The organism is Klebsiella sp. WP3-W18-ESBL-02 (assembly GCF_014168815.1).
GTDB lineage: Bacteria > Pseudomonadota > Gammaproteobacteria > Enterobacterales > Enterobacteriaceae > Kluyvera > Kluyvera ascorbata_B.
The window spans coordinates 2,405,974-2,421,808 of the sequence record NZ_AP021972.1; the positions used below are offsets into that span (position 1 = coordinate 2,405,974).

The window sequence follows — 15,835 nt, forward strand, 5'->3', positions numbered from 1 at the left end:
CTAGGCTAACACCCTAAAATCAGCAGCTTGCTATCCTCGCGTGACGGACGTAGTTTGGTGGTTTTCCGTTCGCGCGAGGGTGCTATGCAAGCGTTACTGATCATCGATATGCAGGGGTTTGTTCCGGAAAGAATCGCCGGGGGCATGGCTTATTTTCCCACCAACAGTATCGACAATATGCGCACCGCCATTGCGGCATTCAGGGCGGCAGGCAAGCCGGTGCTGCACGTGCGCCACGAAACGCTGGAGCCTGGCTCACCGATGCACCGGGACTCACCCCAGTTTCAACCCGTTGCCGGCTTTGAAGAGCGTGCCGGTGAAGCGGTATTTATCAAGACCACATCGTCGGCCTTTAGCTCCACCGATCTTTATGACGGGTTAAAGCGTGCGCAGATAAACGATCTTGCCGTCATCGGTGCCGTAGCTGGTTACTGCGTGAATTCTACCGTACGTATGGCGGCCGACCTGGGGCTGTCAATAACGGTGATTCGCGATGCGGTGCTCAGCTTTCCGCTTGAGAACGCAGGCATTAGCGCTGAGGACGTGTACAACGTGACCCTTGGGCTACTGGAAAATGGCTTTGCCCGCGGCGTGAACACCGCTGCGCTGAATCTGGCTGCGGAGTAATTGCAGAAAATGCTGCCATGTGGCGAAGATTTGCGCCGTTGGCAGCATAAACACTCTGTTTTTAAGGTGGGCGGTGCGCTGTCTCTCGAGGGTTATAGTTTTAGCACCAGCATAAAATGCTGATGGCTATTCCCAGGCATGTGGCGCAAAAAGATAACCTTTATTGCGTACGGTTTTAATACGATAAGGCTCCGTCGCGCTGTCCTGGAGCTTTTTGCGCAGGCGTGAAATAGCCACATCGACGCTGCGATCCATCCCGTCATAGCTTACGCCGCGCAGATTTTTCAGCAGCGCGTCGCGGTCCATAATTTGCCCGGCATGGGTAGCCAGCTCCCACAGCAGATCGAAGTCGGCGGTGGAAAGGGCAATGGAGTCTCCGCTCAGCAGCACCTGGCGGTTGACCGGATCGATCGCCAGCGTGCCAAAACGAATGGCTTTATGCGGCGTCAGCGCCGGCTGGGCGGGCGCTGCTGCGCTGCTGCCGGTAGGGCGCTGGCGTAAATGCAAGCGCAGGCGCGCGAGCAGCACGGCCGGCGGGGTGGTTTTCAGGATGTAGTCGTTCGCGCCCATTTCCAGCGACAGGATATGGTTCATATCGCTGTCCAGTGAGGTTAACAGCACGATCGGGCCCGGCCATTGGCCGCGCAGATCGCGACACAGCGTCATTCCGTCCTTGCCCGGCAGCATGATATCCAGCAGCACCAGGTCCGGTTGTTCGCGGGCAATGGTTGCTTCGGCGTTATCGCCGCGTGGCTCGACCACCACATCCATATCATGCCTACCCAGATAAGCGGCGATCAACGCGCCTACATCCGGATCATCCTCAACATAAACGATCTTATTCATGACTCTACGCACTGGCTTAAAAAAAGCTACGATACACTGCGCGCGATTTTGCTGCCACAAAAAGCCACCCCTGCGGCCGTGTTAAAATAGGGGCTGGCAATACCGTTGAATTTCCATTCATTAATGGCACCGCTTCCGCTATGCTGGAGCAACATGTTGTATATTGGTGAATAATAAGATGGGGTTGTTAATTAAGGCGCTGCTTGGCGCGCTGGTGGTGGTACTGATCGGCATTCTGGCAAAAACGAAAAACTACGCCATCGCCGGACTGATTCCGCTGTTTCCTACCTTTGCGCTGCTTGCGCACTATATCGTTGCCAGCGAGCGTGGCACTGAGGCGCTGCGGGCCACTATCGTTTTTGGGATGTGGTCGATTATTCCGTACTTTCTGTATCTGCTATCGCTGTGGTATTTCACCGGCATGATGCGTCTGCCGCTGGCATTAGCAGGCGCCGTCGCCTGTTGGGGCGTCAGCGCCTGGCTGTTGATTTTCCTATGGGGCCGCCTGCATTAACCTTTAAACCAGCGGTCGCCCGCCGTCGACGGCGTAGGAGCGGCCGGTGACGTAATCGCTGGTGAGAATATACTCAACCAGGTTGATAATTTCTTTCTCGCCGCCGGCGATTTTCATCAGCGATTTATTCAGCGCCTTCTGACGATAGTCCGCATCGTCGCCTTCATTAAACAGCACCAGCGCAGGCGCAATGGCGTTAACCTTGACTTCCGGCGCCAGTTTACGGGCAAACGAACGGGTCATATTATCCAGCGCGGCTTTACTGGCGGCATAGGCAATATGCTTATCGCTGCCGCGTTCAACCACGTAGTCGGTGAAGTGAATAATATCGCTCCCGGCGTGCCCATGACCGCGCAGCAGGTCTTCCAGCTCATGGTTAAGCAGGTAGGGGGCGTGTACGTGAATTTGCATCATGGCGTTGAGCACATGGCTCAGCGGGGTTGTTGGGCTTTCCGCCTGCCAGCCGCTGGCGTTGTGCAGCACGGCGCGTAGGCCGCTGCAGCGTGATTTTACCGCCTCGGCAAAGGTATAGATTCCATCATCGTGGGAAAAATCGGCCTGAATGCAGACCGCCCCGGCCTGTTCCAGCCTATCGATGGCCGGGTAGCGGGTACGGTAGCTGACGATCACCGGCTGCTGCTGGGCGAGAAAATGGTGGGCAAGGGCGAGGCCGATGCGGCGACCTCCACCGGTTATCAGAACGGGGCGTGATAGCGTATTTCCCATCGTTATCTCCATATGTTGTCGACGATGGGGCGACACGCGTTACCCCATCAACATCCACGTTGCCGGCACGGCGGCAAGCAGAAGCAGGCCAATTAAGGCTAATTCGCGGCGCTTGAGCAGGATATTATCCTGATGCGTGCGGCGTGCATAGATAAACACTAACAGACCCGGCGCGTAAAGCACCACCGACAGCAGCAGATGCATCGGGCCGGACGCATACAATAACCATAAGCCATAAATACAGGCGCCGATACCAATCACCTTATGCAGCGGACGACGGGCGACCTTCAGCAGAAATGCGCCCACCAGGAAATAAGGTACAAGGATCATTTCGGACGCGATGGTCAGCAGCGTATTGTAATCTGAGCCGGTTAGCCAGATCAGCACCAGGCTTGCCTGGACGCAGAGGTTCGTTAACCACAGCGAGGCCGAGGGCGCATTGTTAGCATTCTGGCGGGCAAAGACGCGCGGAAACGCTTTATGCGTAGCGGCCAGCAGCGGGACCTCCGCCGCCATAATCGTCCAACTGAGGTAGGCACCGCAGACGGAAACAATCAGCCCGGCGGCAATGACAATCTCACCCCAGGACCCCATCATTCGCACCATCAACCCGGCCATTGACGGGTTACGCATTTCCGCCAGCTCAGGGCGAGCGACAACGCCCATCGACAGCAGCGTCACCAGCAAATACACCCCCAGCGCGGAAATGACGGCCAGGAGGGTCGCGCGGCCCACGTCTTTTTTATTGCGTGCACGCGCCGAGACAACAACCGCGCCCTCCACGCCGATAAATACCCACAGGGTAATCAGCATGGTGTTTTTCACCTGTTCCCACACCGGCACGCCGAGATCGATGCCGTGGAAATCCAGGGTAAAGATATCACTGTTAAACGCGATGGCGGCCAGCACAATGAACAGGCCTAGCGGCACAAGCTTCGCCAGCGTGGCAACCAGGTTAATGCTGGCGGCGGTCTGTACCCCGCGCAGGACCAGGAAGTGGACGACCCACAGCAGCACCGACGCGCCGACGATCGACTGCCAGGTATTGCCGTCACCGAACAGACGCAGTTCGGGCGTATCGGTAAAGAAACTGAGGGCGGAAAAGACAATCACCAGATACGACACGTTGGCAATAACCGCACAGAGCCAGTAGCCCCACGCCGAACAAAAGCCAATCAGCTCGCCAAAGCCTTCTCGGGCGTAGGTGAAAATGCCGCCGTCAAGATCGGGGCGAATGCGCGTCAGCACCAGCATGGCGACGGCTAAAAACAGGATACCGACGCCGGTAATGGCCCAGCCAATCAGCAGCGCTGCCGGGCTGGCTACCTCCGCCATGTTCTGCGGCAGACTAAAAACGCCAGCGCCGAGCATCGAGCTCAGAACCAGAGCGGTCAGGGCGCTAAGCCCTAATTTCTTTTCCATGTGAATCCTGTTGTGGAAAGAGAAGAACCAGAATATTTATTTGGCGAAATCGCATAAAAATGGAGGATTGCGCTGAAGGCGGCGATTTTACGGAGAGCGCTGCAGACATGCAACACAGGATGGCAGGAAAAGAATAAAAAAGGCGGCCGGGGCCGCCTTTTGCTGTGGCTTACTTGTACAGGTCGGCGCTGATGGTGACGTTGCCGCCGCGCTCCTGCCATTCACGGGTAATATGGTAGTACTTAGCGCCTTTCTTAGCGGCACGTTTGGCCACCTGGTAAGACACTTCGGTCATGTTGCCGTAGTTACCGGTGAATTTGATGCTGTCGAACGGAATCATCTGCGCAGCGGTGATTTTATTCAGTTCTTCAACCTTGGTGCCATCCGGCAGCGTGACACTGTAACGCCCGCCTTTCGATGTTTGCGTTTCGAAGAAGCGGCCTACGCCGGTGCCGGAACCCACTGCGGCCGTGGTGGCGACGCCTGGGATCTCAACCTGTTTCGCGGCTTCGCCACCTTCTGCCAGCATCTTACGACCCGCATCGGAGTCAGCCGGAATGGCGTCCGGGCTCTGCAGCACACGTTTTTTCGCATCAGCTTTATAGATATAGGCAGTAATACGCTGGTTACCGCCGTCGTTGGCATCCACCTGGCGCACGATAAAGAAAGAGTCTGCGCCTTTTGCTTTAGCGGCTTTAGTAATGGCGTCGTTGACTTCCGGCTGGCTGCGGTAGAAGCCCTGCACGGTAACGGTGTCGTACGGCTCCAGCTCAACGGCCTGATCTTTCGGCAGTTCCATTACGCCGTTGATGATGCGGTTTTTCGGGGTGTCGGCCTTCGGTGCATCTTGTTTATAGAGGTCAGCCGTCACGCGCCAGTTGCCGCTGTTGCCGTAGTCAGACGTATCGACAACATAGAAAGAGGCTGCGCCTTCTTTGTCCGCTTTACGTGACATCGCATTGACGGCGTCGCCAATGGCGGTAAAGCGACCGGTGATCACTACGCGGTCATAGGGCTTTAATGCGGACGCTTGCTCCGGGGTCAGCTCGGTGGCTGCTTGGGCGGACATTGCCGCGGCAGACAGCATGACGGACACGAGGAGGGTGTTCTTAAGCTTCATAAAAATAATCCTTCGCCTTGCGCAAACCAAATTCGGGTCATGTTGTTAATGGGAAAACGTCTGATTATGGCATTGAAATGACGCCATTGTCTGCGTCATTTTTAACTTCAGATGCGAACCCGGTGACGGTTTTGGATAACTTTTCCTGATATGTTGAAAAAACGGGCGCTTGACCAGAAAAAGCGGTCAACCATATGACTTTTTTAAGTTAATGGAATGTTAAACGCGCTGCTGCGCCCGCGAAAAATCATGTTTTCCCACGGAGATGAAGCGAATTATGAGGTTCGCGACTCAAATGGGGGTAAATATCGCTGTTTGCAGCGGCCGGAACTCCTTATTTGGCATTTAATGCAAAAATACTGTTTTTCGGCGCTAGATCACAATCGGTATTTTCAGTAGGTTATAGACAGTTTGTTACTGTTTTATTTATTCAGGTTGTTCGCCTGTTGGTCACTGACGGGGTATCCGCAACAAACTGACAAAACGGCAAACCATCAAATAAGAACCGCTATAAGGGAATCGTTATGCGTATTGGTGTACCGAAAGAGAGGTGGGCCCAGGAAACGCGAGTTGCAGCAACGCCGAAAACGGTAGAGCAGCTGCTGAAACTCGGTTTTAGCGTGGCAGTGGAGAGTGGTGCAGGAAAATTAGCCAGCTTTGATGATGGCGCCTTTATCCAGGCTGGGGCGGAAATCGTCTCAGGTGACGATGTCTGGCAATCCGACGTTATTCTCAAAGTTAACGCGCCGCTGGATGAAGAAATTGCGTTGCTGAATCCGGGCACTACGCTGATTAGCTTTATCTGGCCGGCACAAAATGCCGAGCTGATGGCGAAACTCGCCGCGCGCAATATTAACGTGATGGCGATGGATTCTGTGCCGCGTATTTCCCGCGCGCAGTCGCTGGATGCGCTGAGCTCGATGGCAAATATCGCGGGCTACCGCGCCATTGTTGAAGCCGCCCACGAGTTTGGCCGCTTCTTTACCGGGCAGATTACCGCTGCGGGTAAAGTGCCGCCGGCCAAGGTGATGGTGATCGGCGCGGGCGTTGCCGGGCTTGCTGCCATTGGCGCGGCAAATAGCCTTGGCGCGATCGTCCGTGCCTTTGATACTCGCCCGGAAGTGAAAGAGCAGGTGCAGAGCATGGGCGCCGAATTCCTCGAGCTGGACTTCAAAGAAGAAGCCGGCAGCGGAGACGGCTATGCCAAAGTCATGTCCGAGGCGTTTATCGCTGCGGAAATGGCCCTGTTTGCCGCCCAGGCAAAAGAGGTCGACATTATCGTGACCACCGCGCTGATTCCGGGCAAACCGGCACCGAAGCTGATCACCCGCGAAATGGTCGACTCCATGACGCCGGGCAGCGTCATTGTCGATCTGGCCGCACAGAACGGCGGCAACTGTGAGTACACCGTGGCGAATGAAATCGTCACCACCGCAAATGGCGTGAAGGTGATTGGTTATACCGATCTGGCTGGCCGCCTGCCGACGCAGTCCTCCCAGTTGTATGGCACTAACCTGGTGAACCTGCTGAAGCTGCTGTGCAAAGAGAAAGACGGCAATATCGCCATCGACTTTGACGATGTCGTGGTTCGCGGCGTAACCGTGATCCGCGAAGGGGAAGTCACCTGGCCGGCACCGCCGATTCAGGTTTCTGCCCAGCCGCAGGCTGCGCCAAAAGCAGCTCCGGCAGCAAAAGAACCCGAAAAACCGGCGTCGCCGTGGCGGAAATACGCGCTGATTGCGCTGGTCATTATCCTGTTCGGCTGGTTGGCGAACGTGGCGCCGAAAGAGTTCCTCGGCCACTTTACCGTCTTCGCGCTGTCCTGCGTCGTTGGTTACTACGTGGTGTGGAACGTCTCTCATGCGCTGCACACGCCGCTGATGTCGGTGACTAACGCCATTTCGGGCATTATCGTGGTTGGAGCATTACTGCAGATAGGCCACGGAGGCTGGGTGAGCTTCCTGAGCTTTATCGCGGTGCTGATCGCCAGCATTAATATTTTTGGTGGTTTCACCGTCACCCAGCGCATGCTGAAAATGTTCCGCAAAGGATAAGGGGTAACACATGTCTGGAGGATTAGTCACAGCTGCATACATTGTTGCCGCCGTCCTGTTTATTTTCAGCCTGGCCGGTTTGTCTAAACACGAAACGTCACAGCAGGGCAACTACTACGGTATTGCCGGTATGGCCATCGCGCTGATTGCCACCATCTTCGGGCCGGATACCAGCAACGTCGCATGGATCCTGCTGGCGATGATTATCGGCGGCGCGATCGGTATTCGCCTGGCGAAGAAAGTGGAAATGACCGAAATGCCGGAGCTGGTGGCGGTGCTGCACAGCTTCGTGGGTCTGGCGGCGGTGCTGGTGGGCTTCAACAGCTACCTGCAGCACGAAACCGGCATGGACCAGATTCTGGTCAATATTCACCTGACCGAAGTGTTCCTCGGTATCTTCATCGGTGCGGTGACCTTCACCGGTTCTATCGTGGCGTTCGGCAAACTGTGCGGCAAGATGTCCTCGAAGCCGCTGATGCTGCCAAACCGCCACAAGCTGAATCTGGCGGCGCTGGTGGTTTCCTTCCTGCTGATGGTCGCTTTTGTGCGTACCGACAGCGTTGGCACCCAGGTTCTGTGCCTGCTGGTAATGACGGTTATCGCGCTGGCCTTTGGCTGGCACCTGGTGGCGTCAATTGGCGGGGCAGACATGCCGGTAGTCGTCTCCATGCTGAACTCCTACTCCGGTTGGGCGGCGGCGGCGGCGGGCTTTATGCTCAGCAACGACCTGCTGATCGTCACCGGCGCGCTGGTCGGTTCTTCCGGTGCCATTCTGTCGTACATTATGTGTAAAGCGATGAACCGTTCGTTCTTCAGCGTTATCGCTGGCGGCTTTGGTACCGACGGCTCCTCAAGCGGCAGCGAAGAAGAAGTGGGTGAGCACCGCGAAATTACCGCGGAAGAAACCGCCGAGATGCTGAAAAACTCGCACTCGGTCATCATCACCCCGGGCTACGGCATGGCGGTCGCGCAGGCGCAGTATCCGGTGGCGGAAATCACCGAGAAGCTGCGCGCGCGCGGCATCAAGGTGCGCTTCGGTATTCACCCGGTTGCCGGGCGTCTGCCGGGGCATATGAATGTGCTGCTGGCAGAGGCGAAGGTGCCTTACGACATCGTGCTCGAAATGGACGAAATTAACGACGACTTCGCCGACACCGATACCGTTCTGGTTATCGGCGCGAACGACACCGTTAACCCAGCCGCGCAGGACGATCCGAAGAGTCCTATTGCCGGGATGCCGGTGCTGGAAGTGTGGAAGGCGCAGAACGTTATCGTCTTCAAACGCTCGATGAACACCGGCTATGCCGGCGTGCAGAACCCGCTGTTCTTTAAAGAGAACACCCAGATGCTGTTCGGCGATGCGAAAGCGAGCGTGGACGCGATTCTGAAAGCGCTTTAATCACGCGCATAAAGCAGAAAAGCCGCCTGTTGTTTGGGCGGCTTTTATTTGTCTGCTGATTGTTTTTGGTCAAAAAACGCGCAGTGAAAGGTGCTATACTGCATAACGTCGTCTAAACCTATAGAGGAAGTTATGGATACCTTGTTAACGCCTGCACAACTGGCAATCGAATTTCTCCGCCGTGAAACCACGCCTTTAACCCCCGCACAGTACCTGAAACGCGTTAAGCAGCTCGAGCTGGAGTTTGCCGATCTGATGTCACTCTCTGCTATTGAGCTCAAAGAAGAGATCGATTTTGCCTGGCGACTAGGCCTCCATTGATAGACTCCACCGTTCAGCCGGGGAAGCAAAGTCGGCTGGTAGCGATAAGAGATAAAAAAACCGGCCAGCAGCCGGTTTTTAGCCTTAAAAGACGAGCTTAATCGTCTTCTTCGTCGTCCATCTCAACCGGCGTCTGGTAGTCGTTCGGCTTGATGGCGAGCAGGTCACAGCGCAGGTGATCGATCACCTGTTCAGCGGTGTTGCCGAGGAAAGCGGCAGAAATGCCGGTACGCCCGACGGTGCCCAGCACCACGATACCTGCATCCAGATGTGCGGCCAGATCCGGGATGACTTCTTCAGGCAGCCCCTTCTCTACATGGGTAAACTTCTCATCAATGCCGAACTTCTGGCGCAGCGACTTCATGGCTATCAGATGCTGGCCACGAATCGCGTCGTTATAAACGCTGGGATCGAAGTCAGGCAGTTCGATGGCGATATTGATAGGCGTCACCGGGTAGGCACCGACCAGATGCACTTCGGTATGGTTGACCTGTTCGGCCAGTTCGATGGTCTCTTTGACCAGCTTTTCGTTCAGCGCGTTGTGGTACGCCTCTTCGCTGGCAAGATTGACCGCAACCAGCGCTTTACCGCCCTCCGGCCACGGCTGGTCTTTTACCATCCACACCGGGCACGGGCATTTACGCAGCAGGTGCCAGTCGGTTGGAGTAAAGATCACGGACTCCAGCTTGTCGTGCTGGTGCGCCATTTTCAGCAGCAAATCATGACCGCCGCTGACTACTTCCTGAATAATCGCCTCGAACGGACGATTGTGCCATACCACTTTAATCTCCAGCGGAACGCCGGCTTCCAGGTAGAATTTCGCCTGCTCGCGGATCCATGCGGTTCGCTGGCTAATGACGCCCTGGCGCATTGCGGTGCGTTCATCAGGAGACAGAAGGGTCGTCATCTCGTAGGAAAAATCATAGATTGGCAAAAACGCTTTAATGCGACCGCCAATCAGCTTGTGAAGATAAACAGCGCGCCGCAGCGCGGGCTGATCGTCCTGGTTGGGGTCAATCGCCACGAGCATATTTTGATATCTGGCCATACAGGGTCTCCTTACAGCTGTAACCACAGTTTGTCAGTAAAAGATAACTCATATAATGGGATTGAAACAGGGGAGAACCTTCGTAAGATCAATAAACAGGATAAATTAACCCGACGGCGCCAGGCGGGAAGAATTCAGCAGCGCAGCGCCATGAGCCGGCCACGCGGGTTAAAAAATCAGATTTATTGCGTAGGTTATTTTGTTCTGAAACTTTTACATTACTAATAGGTTCCGGCACAGAAGGAAATGATGATGTCAAGACGTTCTTCAGTCTCAACGGCGGTGGTGGCGATCGTGACGTTGGTCCTTTGTACCACTCCCGCGTTGGCTAATCCCGGCAGCGGGCACGGTAATGGAAACGGTAATCATGGTAATGGCAATAATGGCAACAAGGGAAGCAGCCAGCAGTGGAGCGGCGGGCATGATAACGGGCATACGAGCGCAGGGCGAAAAGATTACGGTAAACCCGATCGTGTCGATCGCGATATTAGCTATGCAGCGGCCAGGCAGCTAGCGGTCAACTTTGGCTTAACCGGCTATAAATCGTTACCGCCGGGGATCGCTAAAAACCTGGCCCGTGGAAAACCGTTGCCGCCGGGGATTGCCAAAAAAACGGTGCCCGGTTCGATGCTGAATCAACTGCCGTACTACCCGGGGTACGAATGGCAGATCGTTGGCGACAATCTGGTGCTGATTGCGCTGAGCACGGCCATCGTCACGACGATTATCAACGGCGTGTTTGATTAAACGAAGGCAATAAAAAACCCCGGCAGGCCGGGGTTTTTTATTTGTAGAGCAAAACGGGCATCAGGCAACGTTGCGGGTATGTCCCGCCAGTACCGCCAGCGCATCGCTGTTTTCGATGGTAATGTATTTACCTTTAACCGCCAGCATGCCGCTTTTCTGGAAACGACCCAGCAGACGGCTGATCGTTTCGACCGTCAGGCCGAGGTAGTTACCGATGTCGCCACGAGTCATCGTCAGACGGAATTCGCGCGGAGAGAAGCCGCGCTGGGCGAAACGACGTGACAGATTGTAGATAAATGCCGCCAGACGCTCCTCGGCATTTTTCTTCGACAGCAGCAGGATCATGTCCTGATCGCCTTTGATCTCGCCGCTCATTAAACGCATCATCTGCTGGCGCAGGTTCGGCATTTTACCCGAGAGATCGTCAAGCGTTTCGAACGGAATTTCGCAAACCATTGAGGTTTCCAGCGCCTGTGCAAAGCTCGGGTGGTGCCCGGTGCCGATGGCATCGAAACCAACCAGATCGCCCGCCAGATGGAAGCCGGTAATCTGCTCGTCGCCTTGCTCAGTAATGGTGTAGCTCTTGATGGTACCGGAACGGATCGCATACAGAGACTTCAGTTCATCGCCGGCTTTGAATAAAGTTTGCCCTTTCTGAATGGGCTTTTTGCGCTCGATAATATTATCCAGCTGATCAAGCTCATGCTCATTAAGAGTGAACGGGATGCAAAGCTGGCTGATGCTGCAATCCTGACAATGGATCGCGCAACCGCCAGACTGAATGCGTCGTATAATTCTCTTTTCCGGGATCATAGGTTTGCTCAAGCCGTAATTGATATTGGTCAATTTTAACATCTTTTTGGTGAGCAGGTAAGTCTCGACGCGCGTATTCACCCAAGATTAAAAAGGGATAGCCTGGATTGATATATATCTAATTGATATGGTTTATAAAATTTCAGGCATCTTTACGCTTAAACGCGCCGTTGCACGTCGAAAAGGGCACAGAAAATCAAAGTAGCAGGTAACCTTCATGGCGCAGAAGCCACTCTTTGCGCTGCACGCCGCCGGCATAGCCGGTCATGGTTCCGTTGCGGCCGATGACTCGATGGCAGGGGACCACAATACTCACCGGGTTCGCGCCGTTTGCTGCACCCACCGCGCGCGCAGCGCCGGGACGACCAAGCTGTTCGGCGAGCTGGCCATAATGCATGACCTGGCCGCAGGGAATGGTGCGCAGAGCTTGCCACACTTCACGCTGAAACGGCGTCCCGGCGGTGGCGGTGGGAAGCGATTCAATAATTGCCAGGTCGCCGTCAAAGTAGTTCGCCAGCTGCTGACTGAGCCCGCCGGGGTTAGCCGACGTTACGCGGGTATAGCCTTCGGCGCGGTAGTGGATATCCAGCAACTGTTCCATGCGGTCGCTGTGTTCTTCCCATTCAACGGCGCGCAGATGAAATTGCTCATCGCACAGAATCCACAGCGGCCCAAGCGGGGTGGTTATTTTATCTTCAAGCAAAGTCAGCATGCGCACTCTCTGTATTTGTTTACGCAAATTATTCTTGCGTCACCATAGCATGTGGGCGGGGACGACTCTATACCTCAGATGTATAACCTTATAATTAATGTGGTGTATTTATAATCAAAGGTAAACTTCGCTAAAACTGATCAATAAATAAGATAAAGCCGAGGGGAGAATATAAAGCGAGGGCCGTAAGGTAAAGATATATCCTTGAATGGGCGGGTAAAGTCACTGCCGGCGGGCGTAGAATAAAAATCGGGGTCTGTCGACATCGCCAGACCCCGCAGCAACCACACAATTGTATCCGTACCGTTCCCCACATTTTGCTCCGCACAGCGGGTATTACTATTTATAACGGGTCTGCGTTTATTTTCCAGATAATTCTTGGTGATTTATTTCACGTATTCAAAATAGCCCCCAACAATTAATGGCTGATTTACTGTATTTAAGGTTGAGTTAAATAATTCATATTTTGAATTTGTTACACATTTATATACTTCGCAGAGTGATTATTTAACAGTAAAGGGAAAAGCATTGAGCACGCCAATCCTCACGGCTATAGTATGCGCCAGTTGCAACACTGGGGAGTTCTCATGAATCTTGACGACAAATCGCTGTTTCTTGGCGCCATGGAGGATGTCCAGCCGCTGAAGCAGCACAGTGATGTTCACTGGCAGCCCGTACGAAACTCCCGGACCCGCCAGCAGATCGATACGCTCCAGCTGGACAATTTTCTGACGACCGGCTTTCTTGACATCATCCCGCTGGGGACGCCGCTGGAGTTTAAGCGCGAAGGGCTACAGACCGGCGTGCTGGATAAACTGCGTCAGGGAAAATACGGTCAGCAGGCGAGCCTTGAGCTGCGCCAGCAAACGGTAGAAAGCTGCCGCCAGAATGTGTATGCCTTTATTGTTCAGGCACAGCGTGACAATTTGCGTAATGTATTGATTATTCACGGTAAAGGCAAAGAGGACGGTTCGCACGCTAATATCATCCGCAGCTATCTGGCCCGCTGGTTAACCGAATTTGACGACGTTCAGGCTTTTTGCAGCGCGCTGCCGCATCATGGCGGCAGCGGTGCATGTTACGTGGCGCTGCGTAAGTCGGCGGTCGCTAAGCAAGAAAACTGGGAACGTCACGCCAAACGCAGCCGTTAGCGCAGCAGCAGCGACAGCTCTGCGGCGGCTTTTTGCAGCTCGGGCAGCACGCGCTCGAGCAGCTCGTTGGCCGACACCTGACCGGCGTGCACGCCAACGTTTAGCGCGGCTTCAACCTGGCCCTGGGCGTTGAACAGCGGCACCGCCAGTGAACGCAGCCCCATTTCCAGTTCCTGATCGTTTAACGCATACCCCTGCTGGCGTACGGCCTTCAACTCGCTGCGCAGCTTGCTGACCGAGGCGATGGTCTGCGGGGTGTAACGAATCATGGTGATGCGTGCCAGCATATCGTTTAGCTTCTCTTCCGGCTGATGGCTCAGCAGCACGCGACCCATTGACGTTGACCAGGCGGGCAGACGGCTGCCGATATCCAGATCGATGGTCATAATGCGCGAGCTTGAGGCGCGGGCGATATACAGAATATCGTCGCCGTCGAGCGTGGCGATGGAGCACGACTCATTCAGCATCTCGCTCAAGTGTTTCAGCACCGGCTGCGCCGAACGGGCCAGCGGGGTAGAGGCCAGCCACGCGTGACCCAACGATAAAATACGCGGACGCAGCTGAAAATGCTTACCGTCCTCGGCGTAAACAAAACCCAGTTTGCCCAGCGTATACAGGCAGCGGCGCACCGCCGCGCGCGGGATCCCCGTCTTCTGGCTGATTTGCGAAATCGACAGCAGCCGACGCTGTGGGGTGAACGCCTGAATCACCTCCAGCCCGCGTGCCAGCGAAGCCATAAAGTTGGGGTCGCCCTTAAACGGGTCGCTATCGCCCGTCAAAATATCGTCCGGATGTTTGTCCACTTTTTCTCTCCGATTATGCCGTCGATCACATTCTGAACCTAAACATACATGATGTTCGATTATCGCACCATATTTCGATTATCGCCCTTGACCGACATCGTTAAGCGGGTCACATTTTGTGCGAACAACGAATATTAGTGCGATAACCGCACAACAAGGAGCAACCTGATGATTGATAAAAGTGTGCCGTCGCTGGCCGATGCCGTCGCGGGTATCCACGATGGCGCGACGATTATGATTGGCGGCTTCGGGCCTGCCGGGCAGCCGACGCTGCTGATCGATGCCCTGATTGAACAGGGCGCGCGCGACCTGACCATTATCAACAACAACGCCGGTAACGGTGAAATCGGCCTCGCGGCGCTGCTCAAAGCCGGACGCGTGCGCAAGATGATTTGCTCGTTCCCGCGTCAGGTCGATTCACATATTTTTGATGATCTTTATCGTCGCGGCAGCGTCGAGCTGGAGCTGGTACCGCAGGGCAACCTGGCGGCCCGCATTCAGGCCGCGGGCGCCGGGCTGGGGGCGATTTTCACACCTACGGGCTACGGCACGCCGCTGGCGGAAGGCAAAGAAACCCGTGAAATCGATGGCCGCCACTATGTGCTGGAGTACCCGATAAGCGCTGATTTTGCATTGATTAAAGCTCACCAGGCCGACCGTTGGGGCAATCTGGTTTACCGTAAAGCTGCGCGTAACTTCGGGCCGATTATGGCTACGGCGGCGAAAACCACCATTGTGGAAGTGGCCAGCATGGTCGCGCTGGGCGACCTCGATCCTGAAAACGTCGTCACGCCCGGCATCTTCGTTCAGCGCGTGTATGCGCAGGAATCTCACATCGCTCAGGCACAGCGCGCTTAAGGAGCCGAAAAATGCAGAAACTCTCTCGCGACGATATGGCCAAACGCGTGGCACAGGATATCCCTGAAGGGGCCTACGTTAACCTGGGCATTGGGCTGCCAACCCGCATCGCCAACTATTTGCCGTCGGATAAAGAAGTTTTTTTACACAGTGAAAACGGCCTGCTGGGCATGGGGCCAAAGCCCGCACCTGGTGAGGAGGACCCGGAGCTGATTAACGCCGGGAAAGAGTACGTGACGCTGCTGCAGGGCGGCTGCTATTTCCATCACGGTGATTCGTTCGCCATGATGCGCGGCGGCCATCTCGATATTTGCGTACTGGGGGCCTATCAGGTTTCGGCTCGCGGCGATCTGGCCAACTGGAGCACCGGCGCGCCGGATGCCATTCCTGCCGTGGGGGGCGCGATGGATCTGGCCGTCGGCGCACGTCAGGTGTTTGTCATGATGGACCATCTGACCCGTGACGGCGAATGTAAGCTGGTGGAGCACTGCACCTATCCGCTGACCGGCGTAGGCTGCGTCAGCCGTATTTATACCGACCTGGCGGTTATCGATATCACCGCCCACGGCCCGGTGGTGCGTGAGATTTTCAACGGCCTCTCCTTTGATGAGCTTCAGCGCATCACGCCGGTTACCCTGACTTATGACGCGGTCGCGGAAACCGCTTAAGGAATG

Annotated in this window: 17 protein-coding genes; 9 read left to right on the plus strand and 8 right to left on the minus strand. The window is 55.3% G+C overall.

Features of this window, described 5'->3' with window-relative positions:
- The first annotated feature begins 84 nt into the window (after positions 1–84).
- Complete coding sequence (locus tag H7R56_RS11390) at positions 85–627, plus strand: isochorismatase family protein (RefSeq protein WP_106926854.1); 543 nt, start codon at positions 85–87, stop codon at positions 625–627.
- A gap of 126 nt (positions 628–753) precedes the next feature.
- Here the strand turns inward: H7R56_RS11390 and rstA are convergent, their stop codons facing one another.
- The gene (gene rstA / locus H7R56_RS11395) at positions 754–1,473 is read right to left on the minus strand and encodes a two-component system response regulator RstA (protein ID WP_106927055.1); all 720 of its coding nucleotides are present in this window, start codon (positions 1,471–1,473) and stop codon (positions 754–756) included.
- 178 nt (positions 1,474–1,651) lie between these two features.
- On the opposite strand from rstA, the gene H7R56_RS11400 reads away from it, so the two are divergent.
- Complete coding sequence (locus tag H7R56_RS11400) at positions 1,652–1,987, plus strand: GlpM family protein (RefSeq protein ID WP_106926856.1); 336 nt, start codon at positions 1,652–1,654, stop codon at positions 1,985–1,987.
- Between the two features lie 3 nt (positions 1,988–1,990).
- Here H7R56_RS11400 and folM read toward each other — a convergent pair whose 3' ends face one another.
- The 3 genes from folM to ydgH all read right to left on the minus strand — a co-directional run bounded on the left by folM (position 1,991) and on the right by ydgH (position 5,255).
- Entirely contained in the window at positions 1,991–2,713 is a 723-nt protein-coding gene (gene folM / locus H7R56_RS11405) for a dihydromonapterin reductase (RefSeq protein WP_106926858.1), read from the minus strand.
- A 39-nt stretch (positions 2,714–2,752) separates the two neighbouring features.
- On the minus strand, positions 2,753–4,135 hold the full coding sequence (locus H7R56_RS11410; protein ID WP_106926860.1) for an amino acid permease: 1,383 nt from the start codon (positions 4,133–4,135) through the stop codon (positions 2,753–2,755).
- 169 nt (positions 4,136–4,304) lie between these two features.
- Positions 4,305–5,255, minus strand: a complete 951-nt coding sequence (gene ydgH / locus H7R56_RS11415) for a DUF1471 family protein YdgH (protein WP_106926862.1) — start codon at positions 5,253–5,255, stop codon at positions 4,305–4,307.
- A 524-nt stretch (positions 5,256–5,779) separates the two neighbouring features.
- On the opposite strand from ydgH, the gene pntA reads away from it, so the two are divergent.
- The 3 genes from pntA to H7R56_RS11430 all read left to right on the plus strand — a co-directional run bounded on the left by pntA (position 5,780) and on the right by H7R56_RS11430 (position 9,029).
- Positions 5,780–7,309, plus strand: a complete 1,530-nt coding sequence (gene pntA, locus H7R56_RS11420; protein ID WP_106926864.1) for a Re/Si-specific NAD(P)(+) transhydrogenase subunit alpha — start codon at positions 5,780–5,782, stop codon at positions 7,307–7,309.
- Positions 7,310–7,319: 10 nt separating this feature from the next.
- On the plus strand, positions 7,320–8,708 hold the full coding sequence (pntB, locus tag H7R56_RS11425; RefSeq protein WP_106926866.1) for a Re/Si-specific NAD(P)(+) transhydrogenase subunit beta: 1,389 nt from the start codon (positions 7,320–7,322) through the stop codon (positions 8,706–8,708).
- A 132-nt stretch (positions 8,709–8,840) separates the two neighbouring features.
- Positions 8,841–9,029 carry a YdiH family protein gene (locus H7R56_RS11430; protein ID WP_106926868.1) on the plus strand — a complete coding sequence of 63 codons (189 nt, stop codon included), beginning with the start codon at positions 8,841–8,843 and terminating at the stop codon, positions 9,027–9,029.
- A gap of 97 nt (positions 9,030–9,126) precedes the next feature.
- On the opposite strand, the gene uspE is transcribed toward H7R56_RS11430, so the two are convergent.
- Positions 9,127–10,077: a universal stress protein UspE gene (gene uspE, locus H7R56_RS11435; RefSeq protein WP_106926870.1), complete on the minus strand. Its 951-nt coding sequence runs from the start codon at positions 10,075–10,077 to the stop codon at positions 9,127–9,129.
- 252 nt (positions 10,078–10,329) lie between these two features.
- Between uspE and H7R56_RS11440 the strand changes: the two genes are divergently transcribed.
- Positions 10,330–10,824 carry an anti-virulence regulator CigR family protein gene (locus H7R56_RS11440; RefSeq protein WP_106926873.1) on the plus strand — a complete coding sequence of 165 codons (495 nt, stop codon included), beginning with the start codon at positions 10,330–10,332 and terminating at the stop codon, positions 10,822–10,824.
- A 60-nt stretch (positions 10,825–10,884) separates the two neighbouring features.
- Here the strand turns inward: H7R56_RS11440 and fnr are convergent, their stop codons facing one another.
- Together fnr and ogt are read right to left on the minus strand one after the other, a co-directional pair.
- Positions 10,885–11,637 (minus strand): fumarate/nitrate reduction transcriptional regulator Fnr, encoded by a 753-nt coding sequence (fnr, locus tag H7R56_RS11445; protein WP_015964308.1) that lies wholly within the window; start codon positions 11,635–11,637, stop codon positions 10,885–10,887.
- 196 nt (positions 11,638–11,833) lie between these two features.
- Positions 11,834–12,349, minus strand: coding sequence for a methylated-DNA--[protein]-cysteine S-methyltransferase (ogt, locus tag H7R56_RS11450; protein ID WP_106926875.1), 516 nt, complete (start codon positions 12,347–12,349; stop codon positions 11,834–11,836).
- 587 nt (positions 12,350–12,936) lie between these two features.
- Between ogt and smrA the strand changes: the two genes are divergently transcribed.
- Positions 12,937–13,500 (plus strand): DNA endonuclease SmrA, encoded by a 564-nt coding sequence (gene smrA, locus H7R56_RS11455; RefSeq protein WP_106926877.1) that lies wholly within the window; start codon positions 12,937–12,939, stop codon positions 13,498–13,500.
- Here the strand turns inward: smrA and H7R56_RS11460 are convergent.
- Complete coding sequence (locus H7R56_RS11460) at positions 13,497–14,303, minus strand: IclR family transcriptional regulator domain-containing protein (RefSeq protein WP_106926879.1); 807 nt, start codon at positions 14,301–14,303, stop codon at positions 13,497–13,499. The genes smrA and H7R56_RS11460 overlap by 4 nt on opposite strands.
- A 168-nt stretch (positions 14,304–14,471) precedes the next feature.
- Between H7R56_RS11460 and H7R56_RS11465 the strand changes: the two genes are divergently transcribed.
- On the plus strand, positions 14,472–15,161 hold the full coding sequence (locus H7R56_RS11465) for a 3-oxoacid CoA-transferase subunit A (protein WP_106926881.1): 690 nt from the start codon (positions 14,472–14,474) through the stop codon (positions 15,159–15,161).
- An 11-nt stretch (positions 15,162–15,172) separates the two neighbouring features.
- The gene (locus H7R56_RS11470; protein ID WP_106926883.1) at positions 15,173–15,829 is read left to right on the plus strand and encodes a 3-oxoacid CoA-transferase subunit B; all 657 of its coding nucleotides are present in this window, start codon (positions 15,173–15,175) and stop codon (positions 15,827–15,829) included.
- Positions 15,830–15,835 lie beyond the last annotated feature (6 nt).

Excerpts from the sequence above, each read along its gene's own strand:
- H7R56_RS11390 (WP_106926854.1), top strand. The coding sequence starts at position 85 with ATGCAAGCGTTACTGATCATCGATATGCAGGGGTTTGTTCCGGAAAGA.
- rstA (WP_106927055.1), bottom strand. The coding sequence starts at position 1,473 with ATGAATAAGATCGTTTATGTTGAGGATGATCCGGATGTAGGCGCGTTG.
- H7R56_RS11400 (WP_106926856.1), top strand. The coding sequence starts at position 1,652 with ATGGGGTTGTTAATTAAGGCGCTGCTTGGCGCGCTGGTGGTGGTACTG.
- folM (WP_106926858.1), bottom strand. The coding sequence starts at position 2,713 with ATGGGAAATACGCTATCACGCCCCGTTCTGATAACCGGTGGAGGTCGC.
- H7R56_RS11410 (WP_106926860.1), bottom strand. The coding sequence starts at position 4,135 with ATGGAAAAGAAATTAGGGCTTAGCGCCCTGACCGCTCTGGTTCTGAGC.
- ydgH (WP_106926862.1), bottom strand. The coding sequence starts at position 5,255 with ATGAAGCTTAAGAACACCCTCCTCGTGTCCGTCATGCTGTCTGCCGCG.
- pntA (WP_106926864.1), top strand. The coding sequence starts at position 5,780 with ATGCGTATTGGTGTACCGAAAGAGAGGTGGGCCCAGGAAACGCGAGTT.
- pntB (WP_106926866.1), top strand. The coding sequence starts at position 7,320 with ATGTCTGGAGGATTAGTCACAGCTGCATACATTGTTGCCGCCGTCCTG.
- H7R56_RS11430 (WP_106926868.1), top strand. The coding sequence starts at position 8,841 with ATGGATACCTTGTTAACGCCTGCACAACTGGCAATCGAATTTCTCCGC.
- uspE (WP_106926870.1), bottom strand. The coding sequence starts at position 10,077 with ATGGCCAGATATCAAAATATGCTCGTGGCGATTGACCCCAACCAGGAC.
- H7R56_RS11440 (WP_106926873.1), top strand. The coding sequence starts at position 10,330 with ATGTCAAGACGTTCTTCAGTCTCAACGGCGGTGGTGGCGATCGTGACG.
- fnr (WP_015964308.1), bottom strand. The coding sequence starts at position 11,637 with ATGATCCCGGAAAAGAGAATTATACGACGCATTCAGTCTGGCGGTTGC.
- ogt (WP_106926875.1), bottom strand. The coding sequence starts at position 12,349 with ATGCTGACTTTGCTTGAAGATAAAATAACCACCCCGCTTGGGCCGCTG.
- smrA (WP_106926877.1), top strand. The coding sequence starts at position 12,937 with ATGAATCTTGACGACAAATCGCTGTTTCTTGGCGCCATGGAGGATGTC.
- H7R56_RS11465 (WP_106926881.1), top strand. The coding sequence starts at position 14,472 with ATGATTGATAAAAGTGTGCCGTCGCTGGCCGATGCCGTCGCGGGTATC.
- H7R56_RS11470 (WP_106926883.1), top strand. The coding sequence starts at position 15,173 with ATGCAGAAACTCTCTCGCGACGATATGGCCAAACGCGTGGCACAGGAT.